At 68.5% G+C, this 22,017-nt stretch carries 18 protein-coding genes; 6 read left to right on the top strand and 12 right to left on the bottom strand.

The window, feature by feature from the left end; genetic code table 11:
* Positions 1-115 precede the first annotated feature (115 nt).
* The 3 genes from ACSAMQ_RS15155 to nagA are packed head-to-tail and all read left to right on the top strand — an operon-like array spanning position 116 to position 3,386.
* Positions 116-1,456 carry a D-tagatose-bisphosphate aldolase, class II, non-catalytic subunit gene (locus ACSAMQ_RS15155; RefSeq protein ID WP_435396439.1) on the top strand — a complete coding sequence of 447 codons (1,341 nt, stop codon included), beginning with the start codon at positions 116-118 and terminating at the stop codon, positions 1,454-1,456.
* A gap of 32 nt (positions 1,457-1,488) precedes the next feature.
* Positions 1,489-2,265: a DeoR family transcriptional regulator gene (locus tag ACSAMQ_RS15150; RefSeq protein WP_435396440.1), complete on the top strand. Its 777-nt coding sequence runs from the start codon at positions 1,489-1,491 to the stop codon at positions 2,263-2,265.
* Positions 2,262-3,386 (top strand): N-acetylglucosamine-6-phosphate deacetylase, encoded by a 1,125-nt coding sequence (gene nagA, locus ACSAMQ_RS15145; RefSeq protein WP_435396438.1) that lies wholly within the window; start codon positions 2,262-2,264, stop codon positions 3,384-3,386. Before ACSAMQ_RS15150 ends, nagA begins: the two co-directional genes overlap by 4 nt.
* A gap of 48 nt (positions 3,387-3,434) precedes the next feature.
* On the opposite strand, the gene ACSAMQ_RS15140 is transcribed toward nagA, so the two are convergent.
* Both ACSAMQ_RS15140 and ACSAMQ_RS15135 read right to left on the bottom strand, forming a co-directional pair.
* Complete coding sequence (locus ACSAMQ_RS15140; protein WP_435396437.1) at positions 3,435-3,950, bottom strand: hypothetical protein; 516 nt, start codon at positions 3,948-3,950, stop codon at positions 3,435-3,437.
* The gene (locus ACSAMQ_RS15135; protein WP_435396436.1) at positions 3,947-4,369 is read right to left on the bottom strand and encodes a hypothetical protein; all 423 of its coding nucleotides are present in this window, start codon (positions 4,367-4,369) and stop codon (positions 3,947-3,949) included. The genes ACSAMQ_RS15140 and ACSAMQ_RS15135 overlap by 4 nt, the downstream gene beginning before the upstream one ends.
* Positions 4,370-4,658: 289 nt before the next feature.
* Between ACSAMQ_RS15135 and ACSAMQ_RS15130 the strand changes: the two genes are divergently transcribed.
* Complete coding sequence (locus ACSAMQ_RS15130; RefSeq protein WP_435396435.1) at positions 4,659-5,552, top strand: helix-turn-helix domain-containing protein; 894 nt, start codon at positions 4,659-4,661, stop codon at positions 5,550-5,552.
* Between the two features lie 97 nt (positions 5,553-5,649).
* Here ACSAMQ_RS15130 and ACSAMQ_RS15125 read toward each other — a convergent pair whose 3' ends face one another.
* The 3 genes from ACSAMQ_RS15125 to ssb all read right to left on the bottom strand — a co-directional run bounded on the left by ACSAMQ_RS15125 (position 5,650) and on the right by ssb (position 8,990).
* Entirely contained in the window at positions 5,650-7,341 is a 1,692-nt protein-coding gene (locus ACSAMQ_RS15125; RefSeq protein ID WP_435396434.1) for a LysM peptidoglycan-binding domain-containing protein, read from the bottom strand.
* Between the two features lie 398 nt (positions 7,342-7,739).
* Positions 7,740-8,312 carry a DUF5946 family protein gene (locus tag ACSAMQ_RS15120; protein WP_435396433.1) on the bottom strand — a complete coding sequence of 191 codons (573 nt, stop codon included), beginning with the start codon at positions 8,310-8,312 and terminating at the stop codon, positions 7,740-7,742.
* Between the two features lie 144 nt (positions 8,313-8,456).
* On the bottom strand, positions 8,457-8,990 hold the full coding sequence (gene ssb / locus ACSAMQ_RS15115; protein ID WP_057917313.1) for a single-stranded DNA-binding protein: 534 nt from the start codon (positions 8,988-8,990) through the stop codon (positions 8,457-8,459).
* A gap of 700 nt (positions 8,991-9,690) precedes the next feature.
* Between ssb and ACSAMQ_RS15110 the strand changes: the two genes are divergently transcribed.
* A complete protein-coding gene (locus ACSAMQ_RS15110) occupies positions 9,691-10,689 on the top strand; it encodes a polyprenyl synthetase family protein (RefSeq protein WP_435396432.1) in 999 nt (332 codons plus the stop codon).
* Positions 10,690-12,002: 1,313 nt separating this feature from the next.
* On the opposite strand, the gene ACSAMQ_RS15105 is transcribed toward ACSAMQ_RS15110, so the two are convergent.
* The 4 genes from ACSAMQ_RS15105 to ACSAMQ_RS15090 form a co-directional block, all read right to left on the bottom strand.
* On the bottom strand, positions 12,003-12,800 hold the full coding sequence (locus tag ACSAMQ_RS15105; protein WP_435396431.1) for a dienelactone hydrolase family protein: 798 nt from the start codon (positions 12,798-12,800) through the stop codon (positions 12,003-12,005).
* A gap of 219 nt (positions 12,801-13,019) precedes the next feature.
* Complete coding sequence (gene murD, locus ACSAMQ_RS15100; protein WP_435396430.1) at positions 13,020-14,420, bottom strand: UDP-N-acetylmuramoyl-L-alanine--D-glutamate ligase; 1,401 nt, start codon at positions 14,418-14,420, stop codon at positions 13,020-13,022.
* The gene (murL, locus tag ACSAMQ_RS15095; RefSeq protein WP_435396429.1) at positions 14,401-15,762 is read right to left on the bottom strand and encodes a UDP-N-acetyl-alpha-D-muramoyl-L-alanyl-L-glutamate epimerase; all 1,362 of its coding nucleotides are present in this window, start codon (positions 15,760-15,762) and stop codon (positions 14,401-14,403) included. The genes murD and murL overlap by 20 nt, the downstream gene beginning before the upstream one ends.
* A 127-nt stretch (positions 15,763-15,889) precedes the next feature.
* On the bottom strand, positions 15,890-18,490 hold the full coding sequence (locus ACSAMQ_RS15090) for a bifunctional aspartate kinase/diaminopimelate decarboxylase (protein ID WP_435396428.1): 2,601 nt from the start codon (positions 18,488-18,490) through the stop codon (positions 15,890-15,892).
* A 295-nt stretch (positions 18,491-18,785) separates the two neighbouring features.
* Between ACSAMQ_RS15090 and ACSAMQ_RS15085 the strand changes: the two genes are divergently transcribed.
* A complete protein-coding gene (locus tag ACSAMQ_RS15085) occupies positions 18,786-19,667 on the top strand; it encodes a PhzF family phenazine biosynthesis protein (RefSeq protein WP_435396427.1) in 882 nt (293 codons plus the stop codon).
* 51 nt (positions 19,668-19,718) lie between these two features.
* On the opposite strand, the gene ACSAMQ_RS15080 is transcribed toward ACSAMQ_RS15085, so the two are convergent.
* The 3 genes from ACSAMQ_RS15080 to ACSAMQ_RS15070 form a co-directional block, all read right to left on the bottom strand.
* The gene (locus tag ACSAMQ_RS15080; protein ID WP_435396426.1) at positions 19,719-20,612 is read right to left on the bottom strand and encodes a bile acid:sodium symporter family protein; all 894 of its coding nucleotides are present in this window, start codon (positions 20,610-20,612) and stop codon (positions 19,719-19,721) included.
* Between the two features lie 289 nt (positions 20,613-20,901).
* Positions 20,902-21,600, bottom strand: coding sequence for a glycine zipper 2TM domain-containing protein (locus ACSAMQ_RS15075; RefSeq protein WP_435396425.1), 699 nt, complete (start codon positions 21,598-21,600; stop codon positions 20,902-20,904).
* A 102-nt stretch (positions 21,601-21,702) separates the two neighbouring features.
* A partial coding sequence (locus ACSAMQ_RS15070; protein ID WP_435396424.1) for a hypothetical protein occupies positions 21,703-22,017 on the bottom strand: 315 nt, incomplete at its 5' end.

Here is a 22,017-nt window from a genome sequence, read left to right as displayed (position 1 = left end):
GCCGCGCTTCGGCGGCGCCGGCGGCGCGCGCGGCGCGGCGCTGCTGGCCTGGCGCCCGGCTCTGTCCTGAGTTCGTCACTTCTCGATACGCCGTTCCGACCGCGTTGGAGTTCCCATGTCGCCCGTGCAATCGCTGATCGCCTCCCATCGCCAGGGCCGCAATGTCGGCCTGTACAGCGTGTGCTGCAGCAACGAACTGGTGCTGCGCGCCGCGATGGACGTGGCCCGCCGGCACGACACCTTGCTGTTGATCGAAGCCACGTCCAATCAGGTCGACCAGTTCGGCGGCTACACCGGCATGACCCCGCCGCAGTACCGCGACTACGTGCTGGGCCTGGCGCGCGATGAAGGCTTCCCGGTGGAACGGCTGGTGCTCGGCGGCGACCACCTCGGCCCCAATGCCTGGCAGAAGCGCCCGGCCGATGAAGCGATGGCGCATGCGCGGGTGTTGATCGAGGCCTATGTCGCGGCCGGCTTCCACAAGATCCACCTGGACTGCAGCATGTCCTGCGCGGACGACCCGACCCCGCTCGCCGACGCCACCGTCGCCGCGCGTTCGGCCGAACTGGCGCGGATCGCCGAACGCACCGCCGCCGAACACGGCCTGCCGCCGCCGGTGTACGTGATCGGCACCGAAGTGCCGGTGCCCGGCGGCGAAGCCTCGTTGGCCGGCGGCCTCGCGGTGACCACGCCGCAGGCGGCCGAACAGACCCTGGCCATCCACCGCGAGGCTTTCGCCGCACCGGATCTGGCCGGCGCTTGGGAGCGGGTGATCGCGATGGTGGTGCAGCCCGGCGTCGACTTCGACCACAGCAGCGTGCACGACTACGACCCGGCCGCGGCCTCGGACTTGGCCGACTTCCTCGAACGCCAGCCGCGCATCGTGTTCGAAGCGCACTCCACCGACTACCAGCGCGAACCCGGCCTGCACGCGCTGGTGCGCGACCACTTCGCCATCCTCAAGGTCGGCCCGGCCGCGACCTTCGCCTACCGCGAGGCGCTGTTCGCGCTGGCCGCGATCGAGGCCGAACTGCTGCCGCCTGAGCGATGCTCGGCCGTGCCGCAGGTGCTGGAGCGCTGCATGCTCGACAACCCGAAGCACTGGCAGCAGCACTACCACGGCGACGAGCACGAATTGCACTTGCTGCGCCTGTACGCGCTCAGCGACCGCTGCCGCTATTACTGGGGCGAACCGGCCCTGGTTGCCGCAGTGCAGCGCCTGTTCGACAACCTGCGCGCGCATGCGCCGCCGGCATTCCTGCTCAGCCAATACCTGCCCGAGCAATACCGCGCGGTGCGTGCGGGCACCCTGGCCAACACCCCCGAAGCCCTGGTCCGCCACCGCATCGGCCTGTGCCTGGACGAGTACGCCCGCGCCTGCGCTTCGAACGCTGCCGGCGAGCGAGCGGCCGGCGAGCGCACGCAGGCCACGGCCGACGCCGCGGCGAACGGCTGATTTTCGGCTCTCCACCGGACTCAGAGATGGCCATACGCAATACCCGCTCGCGCCGGCAACAGATCCTGCAGCGCCTGGTCGAACACGGCTCGGTGCAGGTCGCCGACCTGGTCGAGCAGTTCGGGGTGTCGGCGGTGACCATCCGCGCCGACCTTAGCCATATCGAATCGCAGGGCCTGGCCACCCGCACCCACGGCGGCGCCACCCTGGTGCGCACGCCGCCGCGGGAACAGGACATCCACGAGAAAGACGCGCTGAACCTGCCGCTGAAGGAATGCATCGGCGCGCGCGCCGCGCAACTGGTGCAGGCCGGCGACAACATCATCATCGACTCCGGCTCCACCACCATGACCCTGGCCCGCCATCTGCGCGGCCATCGCGACGTCGCGGTGATGACCAACGGCCTCAACATCGCCTGGGAACTCGCCAACGCCCCCGGCGTGGACGTGCTGCTGACCGGCGGATTACTGCGCAAGCAATCGCTGTCGCTGCAGGGCAGCCAGGCCGAGGCCAGCCTGACCGCCTACAGCTTCGACACCCTGTTCCTCGGCGTCGACGGCCTGGACCTGCAGTTCGGCCTGACCACCCACGACGAAGCCGAAGCCCGCCTCAACCACCGCATGGTCGAGCGCGCACGCCGCATCGTGGTGCTGACCGACGCGTCCAAGTTCGGCCGGGTCAGCCTGCACCGCATCGCCCACCTCGACCAGGTCCACGCCATCATCACCGACGCCGGCATCGACGACCGCTACCGAGAAGGCCTGCAACAACGGGGCATCGAACTGATCATCGCCGAGCCGCTGCCGTGACCGACCTGCACAGTCTGCAAGGCCGCATCCTGACCCCGGAAGGCTGGCGCCGCGGACGCATCGGCTTCGATCACAGGATTCGCGCGATCGAAGAAGGCCCGCTCGCAGCGAGCACCGATGCCGCTGCCGACGACGAACTCATCGTCCTGCCCGGCTTCATCGACCTGCACGTGCACGGCGCCGCCGGCGTCGACCTGATGCAGGGCGGCGACGCCGCGCGCACCATCGCGCGCACCCACGTGCGCCACGGCACCACTGCGTTGCTGGGCACGACGATGACCGCCGCCGAGGCCGACATCGTCCACGCCCTGCGCGGCCTCGCCGGCGCGATCGCCGACCCCGACCCGGACGCGGCGCAGATACTCGGCGTGCACCTGGAAGGGCCCTTCATCAGCCCGCAGCGCCTCGGCGCGCAGCCGCCGCTGACCGTCGAGGCCACCTTCGAATCGGTGCAGCGCCTGCATGCGCTGGCGCCGATCCGGGTCCTGACCCTGGCCCCGGAAATCGGCCGCCACACCGAACTGATCCCGCGCTTGAACACGCTCGGCATCCGCGTCCAGATCGGCCACAGCGCCGGCACTTACGAAGAAGGCCTGGCCGCACTGCGCGCCGGCGCCGCCGGCTTCACTCATCTGTTCAACGGCATGACCGGCGTCGACCACTACCGGCCCGGCATCGCCGCGGCCGCCCTCGCCCACGCCGAATACGCCGAACTGATCCCCGACCTGCAACACGTGCACCCCGGCGCCATCCGCCTCGCCGTGCGCGCCATCCCGCGCCTGTACGCGGTTACCGACGCCACCGCCGCCACCGGCATGCCCGACGGCGAATACGCCCTCGGTTCCCAGCGCGTGCACAAATGCCTGGGCTGCGTGCGCCTCGCCAGCGGCTCGCTCGCCGGCAGCGCGCTCACGATGGATCAGGCCCTGCGCAACCTGGTCGAAGTCGGCCTGGACCTCGCCGACGCCGCGCATCGCGTCTCCACCTTCCCCGCCGACTACCTCGGCCTGAGCGACCGCGGCCGACTGGAGCCTGGGGCTCGCGCGGATCTGGTGGTGTTGGATGCTCAGTTGCGGGTGGTGCGGGTGGTGGTTGCGGGGCGGGTTGTCGTGCAGGCTTGACATGGTTCGAAGGCAGCTCTCGCCGCCACTCGATTCGAAGCGCTGCGGTCACAGGCCGACCTTCGGTTCACGCTCAGCCTTGGGTTGATGGGTGTGCATACGCAGTGCGAGCGACCGCATAGACTCTCGCTCCTTCGCCAGCAGGATAACCAAGCCGACAGATGAGGCGAACGCAATGTAGATCCCCAGGCGAGAGATCGGCCTCGACAGCATGAGGCCCGCCGGTTCCAGGAAGAAAGCGATCAGAAAGATCGCCGGCTCCAGCGCTACCGGAAGCAGGACCAGACGCGCAGCCCAGGGGGAGTTCGGGAACGGACGCACCGCGCCGACGGCGAGCGCGTGGACGGCACCGAACAACAGATAGATGTGCGCGCTGCGATACATCGATCGTTGCGGCCAGGGCATCCCGTGCAGATGGTCGAGTTGGAATGCCATGTAGGCGCCGGTCAACAGAAATGCAGCCAACCCGGCAATGCCGACGACAAGGTGGACGAAACCCGGCCGCGCCGGCCCGCGGACGCCTGTGGTCGGGCGGGCATCGCCGCAGGAACTATCGCTGGTCATGGAGCGATCCGTGGACGCTGCCGCGAACTGGCGAGCATCAAGCACGCGGGAATGAATGCCAGGGGAAACCCGGCCGGCTCCATCACCGCCGAAGCGGTCGCGCTCCAGACGAAGAACACCCAGGCCGCACCGGACGGCACCGGCAGCCCGCGCGCCCCTATTTCTCGCAGCACCAATCCCATTGCAACACAAGGCAACGCGAAGCTGCCCAACGTCGTCCAGAATGCGTAGTTGATCCGCACAAGCTCCGCCCGCATCACGGCCGGGGCTCTCCAGTGCTCGAACGTCCACAGCTTTCCGTCCATCCAGTCAGGCAGATAAGTGAGGGCGTCCCAGCCCAGGACACCAAGATGCAGCAGCGCCAGCACGATCATGCTCGTGCCGGCATGGACCGTCAGCCGGTTTCGGGAAGTCGTCATCTGAGTTCTCTGCAAGTCGATTGCGGGTCAGCCGCGGCGTCCGTCAAGTGGGCAGGGCTGCAAGAACCGCGGCGGCGTGCGCACGCCACGCGCGCCGCGACTTCGCGCTCTGTATGGCGTATCGCCCCAACCCGAAGACTTGCGCTCGGTTCGGCGATCGGGGCACAACTCTCCAACCGGTCGGTATGGCATCGTGTAGCGCCGGACGCTTCCCAGCCCTTCGGACCTCGTCCTGTTCGAGCGCCGGCTCAGCATCGGTTTCAAGCCGGCTCTCCCTGAACTCACCCGCATGCATACGACCACCGATCTCACGAGTGCGAGCGAACAACCTCCGCGGCGCCTGATCGTTCCGCCACCGTCGGGCGCTGGCGACCTCGTTCACTATTTCCAGATCGAAGCGCCATCGCCGCGGACTCAGTTCCTTCATGCCTCTCCGTTTCCGGTGCTCGTCGCGGTACTGAAAGGTGCGCTCGCAATCCATGAGTCGCCTGGAGGTTGGCGGACCATGCCCTCGAGCTTCGCCGGTGGTCCATTCACCCGACCGCTGAGCTATCGGGCCGAACCCGGGACAATTTTCGTGGCCGCACTGCTGAGCCCCGGACGGCTGCACGACCTGTTCGGCCTGGACCAGCGCTTGCTGGGCGACGCCATGTGGCCCCTGAAAGAGTTGGCCTCGGCCCGCGCGGTCGGCGCGTTGTCCGACCGCCTGGCCGTCAGCACTCGACCCACGGAGTGGACACAGATACTCGGTGCTTGGCTGGTCGAACAACGCGACCGGATCATAAAGCCCGATCGGGTACTCCAGATCGCCAACGTATTCGCTTCGCCGCATGCGCTGGCGCGCAATAACGCCCTGAGCCTGCGGCAGTTCGAGCGCCGTTTCGCCACTCGTTACGGGTTCACGCTGCGCGACGCGAGGCGCGTCGGCCGCTTCATCGGCGCATTGTCGGCCGTACTGTCCGACGGCAAACGCAATCTGGCCACCATCGCCCAGGATTTCGGCTATTTCGATCATGCTCATATGTCTCGCGACTTTAACGAGCTGGCGGGGCATTCACCCAGCCGTCTGGTGTGCGCGCCGGCCGATTGCGGATTGGACATCTTTCGCTACTCGGCCGGCGATCTCGATGTACTGCGCGATCGCGAACGACGGGAACGGTTGCTGATCCCGCCCAACGCCTGATCGGGCTCGACGCGAATAGGTAAGGCCGCGGCAACAGCGGATCGTGGGGACGCGCGCCGCGACCGGCCGTTCCGCATTGTCGATCACGCAGACCACGTCAACTTACCGTGGCTTGTATCGCCGTCATGCCGCCGCCGAACAGATCGCCGTCCGCGCCGCGCGCGATCTCCACGAGCCGATCGCAGAATTTATAGGGGTCGCTGCCCAGCGTGGTGCCCATCCTCACCGCGAAGCTGACGGCGCGGTCGTGGACCGAACGATCCGGGTCGCCCTCGCCCAACAAGATCCCCAACCGATCGCCCTGGCTGGAGATCGAATAGGCGTTGCGGGCAACCCCGGCCTGGCTCATCAGGCGAGTCATCTGCGCATGGTCGAAGCTCAGGGTAATCGGCCCGCCGGGTTTTGCCGGGCCGTTGGGCGAACCTCCGGTCAAGGCCATGTTGAGCAGGCCCAAGCTACCCTCCTCGGTCTTCAGGGTGTACGCGTAGGTTCGCCTGGACAAAAGCTCTTCTCCCGAGGCATCGAAGCGCGAGGTGATCTGCACCGGCACGCCGCCATAAAGACTGGTGCTGTTGAACTCGAAGGTCTGAGTGGAGGAACCGTCGGGGAACTCGGCGCGCACGTAGCTCGCCGTGCTCTGCGCGCCGGCGATGTCGAAACCTATCGGCCCGGCTTCCAGCTTCACTCGGGTCTGCGACGACATATCGACACGCTCGATCGCCGCCACGCCGCTGACGCCGTCGGTCCGATCGGCGATCTGACCGGTAGCCAGAAAATGACTGTACGCCGCCTGGCTGTCGGGCCGATCGAGCGCGAACGTGGCGGCCTGCAGCCGCGAATCGGACAGCAGGTCCTGGCGGCCCGCGATCGCGGTCACGTCGCCGACGCGGATACCCGCACCGCTGAACGCCTCGACCACCTGGGTCGGCCCCACCAGTACGCTGATGCTGTCGCCTTTGCGTGTGATGCTGTAGGTCATCCCGGCCGCGTCGACCCGTTGCGAATGAGTCGCCGCGTACTGAAACGACGCCCCGAACGCGGTGTTCGCGAAGACCTGCCCGTCCATCGTGATGGTGGCGCCATCGGGAATGAGGGAGGGATCGGTCGGGTCGATAAAGGCGACCTTGCCGGGATCCCGGTTCTCGCCCGGCAGCACGACCTTGTATTTGATCCGCGTACCCGCGCCGACACCGGCCTCGATCGCGGTGCCGCCATGGCCGGCCCCGCCCTTGAGCGAAATGTCGGCCTGAAATTCGACCGTCAGTTCGGTATCGCCATTCTTGTTGCCGATTCCGGCGGTCAACTCCCGCTTGGATACGAACTCGAACTTGACTCCTCCCCGCCCCGGCTGGCCCAGCCCGAACACGTCGCCCGGCCGGCTTTCGGCCAGTTCCAGTTGTTGCTCGGCGGTCAACTTCACCGTGCCGTCGCCAGGGTTGAAGGTGATCCCGCCGACCCGATACTCGCTGTTGGGCGAAGGGAACGCAGGACTGACATCGTCGCTGTCGATCGGCGGCTCGGTCACGCTCATGGAGGCGCCGGGAATGACCAGCACGTCGCCGGCCCACAGCACGTCGCCGCCATTGAGCAGCGCCTGCTCGCGCCTGTCGGGGCCGAGGTGGCGGTATATGTCCGGATTGGCCTGCTTGATCGCATGGGGCTGCACGCCATACCGCGAGGCCAGGTCGTTGAGCGTGTCGCCTGTTCGCACTACATGCGTCTGAGGTTGAGGCTGCGGTTGCGGCGGTGCGATCACGCCACGTCCTTCCATGAGATTGACTATTGCCATGTCGGGCACCTTTGCATTACGAATAATGGAGCAGGCATGCCTCCAGCGCTCCGGCGAGCAGGAGCGGCAGGCGTCGCGGTGACCGACGGCACACCGCCGGCATGTGCGCGCAGCTGTCTGCGCTTGCGCCGTCGGATCATGGCCCGCGCGGCACACGTGCGCTTGTATGCAAGCGACATTGCGCCGATTTCAAGCCCCTCATCACCCTAGAGATGCGCGGAAGGCTAACCGCGAAGGTTGCGGCTCGGCGCGCGCCGGGTTCCAGCGAGAGTCGCGCTCGCCCATTCCATCGATTGCACGCGCGCTCCCCAGCAACGCTAAGCCTTCGTCGGCGATGCTGTCGGTGAATACTTCGCAGCGTCCACGTCCGCGATCTAGGCCGATGGCAAGCGTCCGAGTCAAGCCGAGCCGCTGCTCGACTGATACGGCTTGAACGCCTTACCCGACCGCGACGCGCAGTTCCTCACCGTGTCATGGTGGATCGACCAAGCCTGCCAGGCGCAGGCCGCCCAGTCCCTTACCGCTTGCTTATGGTCGCTGACCGAGTGAGCGCCGGCCACGTCTGCGACCGTGATCGCGCCGAGCGACTGCGGCGGCTCCAGCCAGATGTAGCTGTGTTTTTCCTTGGCTGCGGCGAGCATCGCGGCATTCGCCTTTTCGGGGGCGAACCCCTGTTCCATGAACAGGTGCAAGCGCACCGGATGGACGCCGACGGACTGGATGCTTTGCCGGCTCGGACGCCCGGGGTGCTGGACCGCATAGGCGTCTACGGACAGGCGATGGATGTCGAAGTACACCGGGTCGCTGTATTCACGCGCAAGCACGTCGCCGAAGGCGGCCCAGCACCCGGGCGACGATTCCATATACGGATGCGTCGGGCCCGGAACATGCGGGAAACAGGCAGCGCAGCCCCGGGCATCTTGCCATCGCCATCGCGAGTGGGGCTCTCGGGTTTCAGGGTCGGTAGGCATCCGGAATCATTTCGTAATCTTGGGCGGCGACCCGATCGGATGGTGAGGCAGGCTGCGTCGCTCCGGTCTCGGCCCCAATGCGGCGCCAAAAAAAACGGGAGGCCGAAGCCCCCCGTCTTTGAACGCAGCGGTCGGCGCGCCGACTCAGAACGGGATATCGTCGTCCGCGAAATCGTCGCCGAAGTCGTTCGACTTGGCCGGGGGCGCTTCGCGGCGCGGCGCGGAGTCCTGGCGTCCGCCGCCATAACCGCCACCGCCACCACCGCCGCCGGACGGACGCGCGGAACGCTCGCCACCGCCGCCGGAGGAACGCGCGGGGCGTTCGCCGCCGCCACCGCCCGCGTCGCCGCCGCCGAGCATCTGCATCTCGTCGGCGATGATGTCGGTGAAATACTTCTCGACGCCGTCCTGACCGGTGAACTTGTCGTAGCGGATCGAGCCTTCGATATAGACCTGGCGGCCCTTGCGCAGGTATTCGCCGGCGATTTCGCCGAGCTTGCCGAACAGCTTGACCCGGTGCCACTCGGTGCGTTCCTGGGTCTGGCCGTCCTTGTCCTTGCGGACGCTGGTGGTGGCCAGGCTGAGGGTGGTCACGGCCATGCCGCCCTGGGTGTATTTGGTCTCAGGATCGTTACCGAGGTTGCCGACCAGGATGACCTTGTTGATGCCGCGTGCCATGGGATTCCTTACAAATTGCCGGGGGTACGGCCGGGATGATGGATTATAGCGGCCTCCCCCGCCATCGGAGCCCGGCGCGGCCTGGGGTGGGGTTTGTCCGATGGGGATGTCCGGGTCGAGCCTGGGGCGGGCTGGGCTGAGAGGGGCTGGAGGCTTGGCGGGCTTGGGTTTGGGGCTTGATCGAATACCTGGGGGACGCGGTTGCGTTGGCGGACGCGACGTGGTCTCGAGGCCGGCCTGGAGCCGGGCTGGACGGGCGGAGGCGGTTGCGGGCGCCTGGGGTCAGGTCTGTCTGCCCTGCCTCGGGGGTGTCCGTGTTACGCGGCAAGCCGGGCATGGCGGTCGCGGCTTGCGCCGCTCCTACCCGGCAACAGTCGACCGCTTCGCTCGGTGACATCGGCACTGTTGCCTCTGCGCGGTCCTTGGTCGCGGCTTGCGCCGCTCCTACAGGGGCTGTGGCCGGATACGCTGCAAGAGCTGTGCGCCGCGGTCGCGGCGGCCCGAACGCCCGGTCAAACGCCGGTCCTTGACCCGCCCCCGCTCCGACCGCCGCGGAATCGTGGTCCGGCCTGGTTTCGGCCTTCGGCGAGCCCCGCCGGCCCACTCGGCAAAACCGCCCCGTTTTCACAGCTTCGGGCTCGGGCTTAAGCTCGACGGCGCTCACACTCTATAATCGCGATTCCAACCACTCGGCCGTCCCATGCCTCCCAGCGCCACGACCATGTCCGTCGCCGATCTGGCGACCATCCAATCCCTGGCCCGTGACGACATGGCGGCCGTCGATGCGCTGATCCGCCGGCGCCTGTCTTCCGACGTGGTGCTGATCAACCAGGTCGCCGAGTACATCGTCGGCGCGGGCGGCAAGCGCCTGCGGCCGATGCTGTTGCTGCTGGCCGCCGGCGCCCTCAATCATCGGGGCCCGGACGCGCACCAGCTCGCCGCGGTGGTCGAATTCATCCACACCGCCACCCTGCTCCACGACGACGTGGTCGACGAGTCCGACCTGCGGCGCGGGCGCAAGACCGCCAATGCGGTCTGGGGCAATGCCGCCAGCGTGCTGGTCGGCGACTTCCTGTATTCGCGCAGCTTCCAGTTGATGGTCGAACTCGACCGCCTGGAAGTGATGAAGATCCTGGCCGACACGACCAACCAGATCGCCGAAGGCGAAGTGCTGCAGCTGTTGCACGTGCGCAACCCGGACACCGACGAGACCGCCTACCTGCGCGTGATCGAGCGCAAGACCGCGGTGTTGTTCGCCGCCGCCACCCGCCTGGGCGCGGTGCTCGCCGGCTCCGACGCCGCGGTGCAGCAGCGCATGCACGACTACGGCATGGCCCTGGGTTACGCCTTCCAGATCGCCGACGACGTGCTCGACTACGCCTCCGATGCCCAGACCCTGGGCAAGAACCTCGGCGACGACCTCGCCGAAGGCAAGGCCACCCTGCCCCTGATCCACGCCATCGCCCACAGCGACGACACCACCCGCGCGCGCCTGCGCGCCGCGGTCGAGCACGGCGACACCGAAGCGATGCCGGAAGTACTGGCCGCGATCCACGCCACCGGCGGCCTCGACTACAGCCGCAAGCGCGCCTGCGATTACGCCGCGGCCGCCGAGGCGGCATTGGATGCGCTGGAGGAGAACGACTACACCTCCGCGTTGCGGGGTTTGGCGCGGTATGCGGTCAGCCGCGACCACTGAGTCGCGGGGGGGGGGGTTCGGTGGAAGGTCAGCTTCTGTCTGTAGGAGCGGCGTGAGCCGCGACCGCGGGACGCGCGGAATCGACAAGGCCGACAGCGCTCATCGAAGCGGCGCACTCCCGCCAGGGTAGGAGCGGCGCAAGCCGCGACATCGCCGTTACGGTCTGCGGCGCATCGCTCATCGAGCGAGATCAAGATCAAGATCAAGATCAAGATCAAACCCAAAGCTTCCGCCACTAAAGCGGCGGGTTACTTTCTTTTGTCTAAAGCAACAAAAGAAAGGTAACCAAAGAAAAGTGCTTCTTTTTGAATCAAGGGCCCGCGTGTTCGATGTATTCGCGGGGATTTTTCATACGGGACATCCTTGTCCCGATGAAAAACGGCGCGCATCCCTGCGCGCCGCCCCTCCGGGTCTTCTTTGGCCTTCGCGAGTGCTCGGCGACGCAAAGCCAAAGCCAAAGCCAAGGGCAGCAATAGCGCATCGGAGCGCGGCGACTGCACCCTGTAGGAGCGGCGTGAGCCGCGACCTCGGGCGCGCAGAATCAATAAGGCAGACGCCGCCCATCGAGGCGGCGCGCTTTCGCCGGGGTAGGAGCGGCGCAAGCCGCGACCGCGAATCTGTGGCCGCCGACGCGGGTGCGGGGTTGGTCGGTCGCGGCTCACGCCGCTCCTACAGTGGACGGTACGCGGCGCCGTTGCCGTTGCCGTTGCCGTGACTTTGATTTGCTCTGTGCCTTGCCGGGCAACAGAAGGCCCGGAGGGCGGCCCGCAGGGATGCGGGCCGTGCGCAAGCAGGCCATGGATGGCCTGTCTGGAGCATCCCTGCGTCGGCACCGATCGTGCGGGCTGGTGCCCTTGCAGGGAAAAGCACTTTTCTTTGGTGACTTTCTTTTGTTGCTTTGGACAAAAGAAAGTTACCCGCACCCTTTAGGGGGCGGAAGCTTTGCTATTGCTCTGGCTTCACCGCCCCACGGCCGGTGACGCAGCGACCGGAGACGGCGCGGTCGCGACTTGCGTCGCGCCTACCCTGACGGCTGCCATCGGCGTCGGCGCGAGATTGACGCATCGCGGTCGCGGCTTACGCCGCTCCTACAGGAGGCTGCGGCCGAACGCCGCGAGGTCGAGGCGGCGCGGTCGCGACTTGCGTCGCTCCTACCCTGACGGGCGGCCGTCGACATCGGCGCGAGATTGACGCATCGCGGTCGCGGCTCACGCCGCTCCTACAAGAAGGCTACGGTCGAACGCCGCGAGGTCGAGGCGGCGCGGCCGCGGCTTGCGCCGCTCCTACCCTTCGAACGCGAAGCGGCGCCGCCGTCAGTTCGCGCCGAACCGCTCGGCGAAGAACGAACGCATCGCCTGGAACGAGCGACGCGCCGCGCGTTCGTCGTAACGGCAGTTGTCGCCGACCGGGTTGTCGGCATCCTCGATCTGCGAGAAGCAATGCACCGCGCCGCTGTAGTTGACGAACTGCCAGTCGGCGCCGGCTTCGTTCATTTCCTTCTCGAACGCGACGATGTCTTCCTGCGGCACCGATTTGTCGGCGGCGCCGTTGAGCACCAGCAGCGAGGTGTTGACCTTGACGCCGTTGCTCGGCAGGTACGATTTCAGGCCGCCGTGGAAGCTGACCACGCCGGCCAGGTTGGCGCCGGTGCGGGCCAGTTCCAGGGCGGCGGAGCCGCCGAAGCAGAAGCCCAGGGCGCCGACCTTGGAGGCGTCCAGCGGCGCGGTCTTGTCCTGCGCCTTCAACGCCGCGACCGCTTCGCCGACGCGCTTGCGCAAGGTGGTGCCGCCATCGGCATAGGCCTTGCCGACCGCGGCCTTGGCCTCGGTCTTGTCCTTCGGGCGCACGCTCTTGCCGTAGACGTCGGCGACCAGCACCACGTAGTCGTCGCCGGCGATGCTCTTGGCCAGCTTGATCGCGTCGTCGGTGACGCCCATCCAGTTCGGGACCATCACCAGGCCCGGGCGCTTGATCCTGTTGACGTCGTCGTAGACCAGCACACCGCTGAAGCTGTCGTCGCCGATCTTCCATTCCACGGGCTTGGCCTGCATCGCCGCGAACGCGGGCGAGACGCACAGTACGAGCGACAAGGCAAGGGCGAGACGGCGCATGGCAGGGCTCCGGGTTGGCGAGGTCCGCCGGAGACTAGCGCGTTTGGGTTGCCTGGTGTGTGATGGCTAGAGGCCAGGAACTAGTGGTTAGGAACTAGGAACTAGTGGTTGGGAACGAGGAACGAGTAAAGGCAAAGGCCAAGAGGCTCCGGCGGTCGCGCCCCGCTCACTACTCAAACTAGTTCCTAGTTCCTGATTACTGCTTCCCGCCTTAATGCCTTAACCAATGCCCAGCCCGGCAATCGCACTGATCGAGTCCGGGTCGAAGCCGGCCAGTTCGGCGAAATGGCGGCCGCGGGCGACGTAGTCGCGGTAGGGGCCGTAGCTCGGCGCGCCCGGCGACAACAGCACCACCCCGTCCTCGCCGCCGTCGGCGCGCAACGCCGCCTGGGCCTGGGCCATCGCCTCGGCGAGGTCCTTGGCCGCGGACAGGCGGAAGTCGGACTGCGCCGCGATCGAGGCCAGCAGTTCGTGGATGCGCGGGCCGTTCTCGCCCATGGTCACGATCGCGACCGGCGCCTGCCGGCGCATCGCGTCGGCGAACACCTGCCAGTCGATGCCGCGATCGTGGCCGCCTAGCAGGATCGCGATGCGGCGACCGGCGAAGCAGTCGAGCGCGGCCAGGCTGGCGTGCGGCGTGGTGCTGATCGAGTCGTTGACGTAGACCAGGCCCTCGCGCTCGCCGAGCGGCTGCAACCGGTGCGGCAGGGGACGGAAGCTCGCCGCGTGCGGCGCCAGCGGCACGGCGTCGACGCCGAGCGCTTCGATTGCGGTCAGCACTGCGCACAGGTTGCCGCGGTTGTGGCGGCCGGGCAGCGGCAGGGCCGAGGTGTCCATGACTTCGCGCTCGCCGCGCCACAGCACGTCGCCGCGCAGATGCCAGCCGTCTTCGCGGCCGAACCAGCGGACCTCGCTGTCGGGCAGGCCGAGGCCGGCGAGCACCGCGTCGTTGGCGTTCAACACCGCGATCTTCGGCTTGCCCGCGGTCAGCAGGCGCAGTTTGTCTTCGACGTAGCGCGCCTGTGAGCCGTGCCAGTCCAGGTGTTCGGGGTAGATGTTGAGGGCGATCGCGACCTCGGGGCGGGCCCCGCCCGCGGCGACATCGCCGGTCTGGTAGCTCGACAGTTCGATCGCCCAGAACTCCGGCGGCTGCGCCGGGTCCAGCACTTCGAGCAAGGGCAGGCCGATGTTGCCGGCCAGGGCAGTGCGGTGGCCACCGGCGCGGAGCAGATGCGCGAGCAGCGAGGTGGTGGTGCTCTTGCCCTTGGTGCCGGTTACGCAGACGGTGCGCGCATCGGCATGCTCGCCGAACCACAGCGCGGTACCGCCGATGAAACGGGTGCCCTGCTCGGCCGCGGCCAATGCTTCGGCACGGTACGGGCTGATGCCGGGCGACTTGACCACCCAGTCGAACGCACTCAGGCGTTCGGCGGTGGCCGCGGTCTCGATCGCCAGGCGGGCATCGTTCAAGCCGCGCGCGTCGGCGGCTTCATCGGCCGAACAAAACAGGGTCAGGGCCAGCTCGGGCAGGCGCGAACGGATCGCCTGATACGCCGCGCGGCCTTCGCGGCCCCAGCCCCACAGCGCGACGCGCTGCCCGTCAAGCTGCGAAATGCGCACGCAGCCGCTCCCACAGTGCCGGCGGCAGGCGCTGTTCGTCGTCCAGCACCAGCAGCGGTTCGATGCGCAGGTCGTCGCCGCCGAGTTGCGGGCGGATCTCGCGGGCGAAGCGTTCGACCAGGGTGTCCTCGCGCCATTCCGGACGCTCGGCCAGCGCCGCCATCGCCGCGCGCGACTCGCGGCCTTCGCCGACGCATTCGAACGGCTTGTGGTTGCGGTATTCCAGCAGCGCGTCGAAGCCGCCGGTCTGGGCCGGGTCGTCGAGCAGGTTGCGGCCGAAGATGCCGACCAGACGCGGCTTGGGCATGAACGGCGCCAGCGCCAGGAACACGAAATGGCACTTCGGGCAGACTCCGCACCAGCGGCTGGCGGGACGCTCGCCGAGAATGTGGAAGTTGCGGTTGCAGCTGCTGAAGTGGGTGTCGTAGCGGTCGGTGCGGGCGAACTGGCGCGCCACCGCGAGCTCGCTGAGCGGGCGCAGCAGCGAGTAGTAGTGCAGGTCGGCGGCGACGCGGTGCTGGACGTAGTCGCCGAAGGCCTGCTCGCAGGCCCAGCCCTTCGACCACTGGTGATTCACCTCGCCGGTGCCTTCGATCAGGCTGCCGTAACTGGCCGAGCGTTCGTTCGAAAACACCACTTGGTCGACGCCGTGCAGCAACGCGGCCAGGACCATGATCGCCGAGTTCACCACCGTCACCGGGATGTGCCCGTTGTAGGCGCCCTGGCGGTTGAGTTCGAACAACTGCGGCGCCAGCGCGCGGCCGAGGTTGAGGGTCGGCAGCTCGGTGCGCTGGGCGCAGGCGGCGATCAGTTGCGAGCCGCCGATCCAGGTCACGGTCTGTTCGACCCCGAGCGTGCGCAACGCCTCGATGCTGACCAGCGAGTCCTTGCCGCCGCCGATCGCGACCAGGGCGTGCGGTTTCAGGCCGAGCGGGGCCGCCTTGGCGTCGGCCGCGGCGGCCTCGACCGGAAACCGGATCTTGCCGTGCAGGTTCAGCCCGTTGCGGTAGGCGAACTCGCCCAGGCCGTTGACGTAGATCAACTCCAGCAGCGCCGCAGTCTCGGCATCGATCGCATACGAGTCGATGCGGATGGTCTCGGGCACCGCCGCCTTGTAATAGCTCACGCCGGCGATCAGGTGCAGCAGGCGCAGGGCGCGCTCGACCGCGTACGCACGCGCGCCGGCCAGGGCGAACGGCGCGCCCGGCACGGTGATGGTCTCGATCAGTTCCGGACCGTCGTCGAAGGCGTAGACGAGTTCGGCGACGCCGGTGGCGGCGTCGAGCCCGCAACGCACGAAGCGGAACACGTCGGCTTTGAAGGAACTCTGGGTCGGGATCATGCGTCGGCTCCGGCGGGCGCGGTTGCAGCGATAAACCGGAAAACACGCCGGGCCTGCGACAGCGCCGGGAGATATCCGAACAGGGGTTTGAGTGCGCTCGGGCGCGGGCGCTGGGTCGCGGCGACGATCATTCGATCACCTCTTCCACCGGCAGCGCGCGCAGATTGTAGGTGTTGGCCATGGCCATGCCGTAGGCGCCGGCATCGGCGACCAGGATCGTGTCGCCCTCGGCAGCCGCGGCCGGCAGCAGGCGTGCGCGTCCGAGCACGTCGCTGCTTTCGCAGACCGGGCCGACCACGTCGAAGGTCGCGGTCCGCCCATCCTCGAAACGGCTGAGGTTGTGGATGCCGTGGTAGGCCTCGTACATGGCCGGGCGCATCAGGGCGTTCATGCCGGCATCGCAGCCGATGCGCAGCACGCCGTCCTTCTCGATCACCTGGGTCACGCCGAGCAGCAACACGCCGCATTCGGCGACCAGGTAACGGCCCGGCTCGATGATCAGACCGTAGCGCGGATACGCGGCCTTGATCTCTTCCAGGCCGGCGCGCCATTGCGCCAGGTCGAACTGCGGCGCCTCCGGGGTGTAGGCGATCGGCAGGCCGCCGCCGATGTCGATGGTCTCGATGGTGCCGACGCTGTCGGCCAACCCGGCCAGGCTGGCGTAGACGCCGCGCCAGTGCTGCGGGTCGTCGATGCCGCTGCCGAGGTGGGCATGCAGGCCGCTGATGCGCACGCCGAGCTTGCGCGCTTCCTCGACGAAGGCATCGAAGCGCGACAGCGGCAGGCCGAACTTGGCCGCGACGCCGCCGGTGCGCACTTTTTCGTGATGGCCTTCGCCGTGGCCGAGGTCCAGGCGCAGCCACAGCGTGCGGCCGCGGAACACCTCGGGCCAACGCTTCAGCGCTTCGATGTTGTCGAGGGTGACGATCACCCCGCGCTGCAGCGCCGCTTCGTACTCGTGGCGCGGTGCGAAGCTCGGAGTGAACAGCACCCGCTCCGGCGCCATGTGCGGCACCGCGGCGAACACGCGTTCGATCTCGGCCAGCGACACGCACTCCAGGCCGAAGCCTTCGCCGACGATGGCCTTGAGGATCGCCGGGTGCGAATTGGCCTTCATCGCATAGAAGCAGCGGTCGACCGCTTCGGTACCGATCAGCGAGCGGGCGCGCTCGCGCACCGTCGCCAGGTCGTAGACATAGCGCGGCGTGCCGGCTTCGGCCATCGCGAGCAGGCGCTCGCGCTTGCCCTGCCACCAGGCCGCCGCGCGCTGCGGCTTGCCGTGCGCGATTTCGCGCCAGCTCGGCCCGAACACGCTGTCGTCGCGCACCGGCATCGCGCCGCTGCGGATCAGCTCGTGGTGCAGATGCGGCAGCAGCCCGTCGGCGTCGGCCTCGTCGATGACGAAGGTCAGGTTGAGGTCGTTCGACGACTGCGAGATCAGGTGCACGCGCTCGCGCCCGAACGCCGCCCAGATGTCGGACAAACGGTGCAGCAGCGAACGCATGCCGCGCCCGACCAGGGTGATCGCCGCGCACGGCGCGATCACCTTGACCCGGCAGACCTCGGCCAGGTCGGCCGACAGCGCTTCGAGCACGTTGCTGTTGACCAGGTTCTCGCTCGGGTCGAGCGAGACGGTGACGTTGGTTTCCGACGAGCCGATCAGGTCGATCGACAGGCCGTGGCGCTTGAAGCGCTCGAACACGTCGGCGAGGAAGCCGACCTGCTGCCACATGCCGATGCTTTCCATCGACACCAGCACGATGCCGTTGCGGCGGCTGATCGCCTTGACCCCGGGCACGGTGACCGCGCTGGCATCGATGCGCGTGCCCGGCAGGTCGAAGCGCTCGGTGTCGAGGATCGCCATCGGCACGCCGGCGTCGCGGCACGGCGCGATCGAGCGCGGGTGCAGCACCTTGGCGCCGGTGGTGGCGATTTCCTGCGCTTCGGCATAGTCCAGCCGCGCGAGCAGGCGCGCGTCCGGCACTTCGCGCGGGTTGGCGCTGAACATGCCCGGCACGTCGGTCCAGATTTCGACCCGCTGCGCTTTCAGCAGGGCGCCGAAATAGGCGGCCGACGTATCGGAACCGCCGCGGCCGAGGATCGCGGTGCCGCCGTCGCCGTGACGGGCGATGAAGCCCTGGGTGATCAGCATCGCGGTCGGTTGCGCATCGAAGCGCTCGCCGAACCCGGTATCGCCCTGGTGGCGGCAGTTCACCGACAAGCGCTGGGCCCAGTCGCTGGCGTTCGGCAGCGACACCGCATCGAGCCAGTCGCGCGCATCGCACCAGCCGAAGTCGTGCCCCTGCGAACGCAGGTAGGCCGAGCCGATGGTCGAGGACAGCAGCTCGCCCTGGCCCAGCACTTCGGCCTGCCAGTCCAGCGCGCGGCTGGCCGCGCGCGGATCGGTTTCCAGTGCGATCAATTTCGCCAGGCGTTCGCCGAGCACCGCGTCGGGATCGAGTTCGAGTTCGCCGCAGAACGCCCTATGGCGCTCGACCAGGCTCGCGAAACGCGCCGCGAAGCCTTCGTCCTGTCCGGCCGGCGCATAGGCGATCGCCTGCAATTCGTTGGTCACGCCCGACAACGCCGAGACCACCACGAGGACGCGGCGGCCCTCCTCGTGCATACGTTTCGAGGCCAAGCGCCCGATCGTGTCCCAACGGTTGCGGCGGGATACCGAAGTACCACCGAACTTGAGCACCACCCAGCCTGTCGCTTGCGCCACCACGTATTCCTCGGTTGTCGTTCCATTCGTCGTACGCCCCGGCACGCTGCCGGAGCGGCTAGATTCAGTTGCAACTAAATCGGCCCGCAACCGGCCTGTCCGGCCGACACGGGATTCCACACTTGCAGGCTCGTCGCGCCTAGAATCACGCGCTCGCCCGGGAGCCCGGGCACGAAGCGACGATTCTAGTCGAAACCTGCCGGCTCACGAGCGTGTTCCCGACGCTGTATTCCGGGCCCTGCCGCCCTCACCGCCTGTGTACCGCCACCTGCACGGACTCTTCGGAACCCCAACCGAAATGACGCAACGCCGCTATCTGCAACTGGACGTGTTCGCCGACCGCCCCGGCGCCGGCAATCCGCTGGCCGTGGTCCTCGACGCGCAAGGCCTGGACGACGCCGCCATGCAGGCCATCGCCCGCTGGACCCGCCTGCCCGAGACCACCTTCGTGTTCCCGCCGACCCAGCCCGGCGCCAGCTACCGCATCCGCATGTTCAGCCCGCGCCGCGAGGTGCCGTTCGCCGGCCACCCGAGCGTCGGCACCGCCTGCGTGGTGCTCGAGGCCGGCCTGGCCGCGCCGGTCGACGGCCACCTGCTCCAGGAAGGCGTGGTCGGCCTGTTGCCGCTGTCGGTCGACGGCGACGGCGACGCCCGCACCATCGCCGTGCGCACGCCGCGCGCGCGGGTGCTGGAAACCGCTACCGCCGGCGACCCGCGCCTGGCCGAAACCCTGCGCGGGCTGCCGCTGGGCGCCCTGCCGCCGGCCTTGATGGACGGCGGACGACGCTGGTGGCTGGCCGAACTGCGCGACGAAACGGCCCTGCGCGCCGCGACCCCGGACTGGGCCGCGATCGGCCGTCTGGCCGAAGCCACCGAGAGCATGGGCCTGTGCGCGTTCGCACGCGCCGACGCCGGCCAGGACTACGACCTGGTCGTGCGCGCCTTCGTCGGCGCGCCGGCGCAGTTCGAGGACGCCGCCTCGGGCGCGGCCAACGCCACCCTCGCCGCCTGGCTCAACCACAACGGCGCCCTGCCCGGCCGCGACGGCCGCTACACCGTCAGCCAGGGCCGCGAAGTCGGCTTCGATGCGCGCCTGCAACTGCGGGTCGACGGCGACGGCGAAGTCTGGTCGGGCGGCCGGGTCAGCAACGTGGTGCGCGGCCAGATCGACTGGCGCTGAGCGCGATGCGGGTGCCGGGCTTGGCCATACGCGGCGGCCCGGCGACGTGGCTCAGGCCGCGCCGACGGCCTCGGCCCGCTCGCGGCGCGCCACCGCACGCCGGCCCAGCGCGACCGCGATGAAGGCCGGCAGGTACATCAACAGGCCGTAGATCGCCGCGGGCACGGCGATCTGCGGCGACTGCAGCAGGGTCAGCGCGATCACGATCGCCAGGGTGCTGTTCTGCACGCCGACTTCCATGCCGACGGTGATCGCATCGCGCAGCGCCAGGCCGGTCAGCCGCGCCAGCAGGAAACCGCCGCCGATCGCCGCCGAGCACATCGCCAGCGCGGCCGGACCGAGCTCCGGCAAGGTGCGCAGCAACAACTCGCTCTGGGTCACGCTGATCGCCACGATCAGCAGCAGCAACAACAGCAAGGCGAAGCGGCTGACCCAGGGTTCGACGCGCAGGGCGAAACCGCTGGCGTAACGGCGCAGGGCCATGCCGAGCAGCACCGGCACCAGCACCAGCGCGGCCAGGTGCATCACGGTCTGGCCGACCGGCAGGCGGATCTCGCGGGTCTCGCCGCCGAACCATTGCAAGGCCAGGTTCACCAGCAAGGGCACGCTGAGGAAGGTCACCAGCGCGCTGATCACGGTCAGGGTGACCGCCAGGGCGACGTTGCCGCGGGCCAGATAAGTCAGCGCGTTGGAGCTGCTGCCGCTCGGGCAGGCGGCGACCAGCACGAAGCCGACCGCGAATTCGAGCGAATGCGGAAACAGCCAGGCGACCGCGAAACCAAGCAGCGGCAGCAGCAGGTAATGGCCGATCAGGCCGACCGCGACCGGGCGCGGATTGCGCCCGATGCGCTGGAAATCTTCGCCGCGCAGGGTCAGGCCGATGCCGCACATGATGATGGCGATCGCGATCGGCAGACCGATCTTGAGCAACACGCTGTCCTGCATGGCGATCTCCTTGAGTCCGGATGAGAGTCTGCGCGCCGGTCGTCGCGGCCGTCGTCGATGCCGCATCGGCCGGCCGCGGCCCATCCGAGGATGAGCATGGCGTTGTTGCCGACTTTCGCACATCCGATGCACTGCGGTCGCCCTACCGCGTCGCGGGTTGCGGGTTGCCTTGCGGGCTCGCGGGCCGCGCGTCCGCAGTCGGCGCCGCAGGAACGAAAACGCCGGAACCTTTCGGTCCCGGCGTTCGGCCGCGGCGGCGCAGCGTTGCTTGCGCCGCTAGAGGCGCGGCTCAGTCCGGCCGCACGTCGACGCGCACGCGGATGCGGTCGCCGGGGTTGTGGTTGGTGCGGGTGCGATAGGTCTTGCCGGCGTATTCGTAGGTCACGTCGTAGGCGCTGACCGAGCGCTCGCCGCCCGAGTAATAGTTGCCGCCGCCGTTGGCCGGCACCGGGTCGCAGACCCGCACCGTGCCGGTGCGCGGCTCCTGGCTGCGCTTGCTCTGCTCGTAGATGCTGCGCCCGGCCATGCCGCCGACCATCGAGCCCAGCGCCGAGGTCGCATAGCGCGCGCTGCCGCCGCCGACCTTGCTGCCGAGCACCGCGCCGACGATGCCGCCGACCACGGTCGCGGCGGTGCGGCCGCCCTCGGTGCCGACCGCGCGGCGCTGGTTGCCGTACTGGTCGTAATAACCGTCGTCGCGACGCGGTTCGTATTCGTTGCCGTAATACGAGTCGCCCTGGACGTAGGTCGGGCGCTCGTAGCAGCGCTGGCCCTGGTTGACCGGCTGCGAGCTGTAGTGGTCGAAGACCGGGTCGACCCGGATGACCCGCGCGTAGTCGACCTGGCTGCTGTAGTCGCCGGCCGGCTGCGAGGCGCCATAGGACGAACCATACGACGAACCGTAAGGCTGGCCGTACGACTGGGCCGACGCGACGCCGGTGGTGGCGGCCAGACCCAGGCCCAGGGCGGTGACTAGCAAGCGGTTCATCGTGAGCTCCAGGCGCCGAGATGGCGCGGGATGGATCGTCGGGCCGCAGCGGTCAACCCGGGCTGAATGCAGCCCGGGGCGTGGCGGTGCGGCCGGTATCGTTTACCTCGCCGACAGCCAGTCGGCCGCCTGCGCGGCCAGCCGGGCGGCGTCGCGCCCCAGCAAAGGACCGACATGGCTCGGCGACGGCCACGTTAACAAAGTCGCGCCGATCGCCGCTGCGAACTGCGCCGACACTTCCGGCGCGACGTCGTCGTCGCGCTGCGAGGCGATGCACAGCACCGGCAGTTCGAGCGCCGGCGCCGCGACGCCGGCATGGGCCTCGCGCAGCACCGCGCCGGACTCGTCGCGCCAGCGCCGGAACGCGTACAGCGCGGCGGCCTCGTCGGCGTCGTCCATGGCGCGGCGGGTGGAGGG

The organism is Lysobacter sp. 1R34A (assembly GCF_051217035.1).
GTDB lineage: Bacteria > Pseudomonadota > Gammaproteobacteria > Xanthomonadales > Xanthomonadaceae > Lysobacter.
Note: the sequence above shows the minus strand (reverse complement) of the source record. Positions and strands in the feature narration are given on the sequence as shown.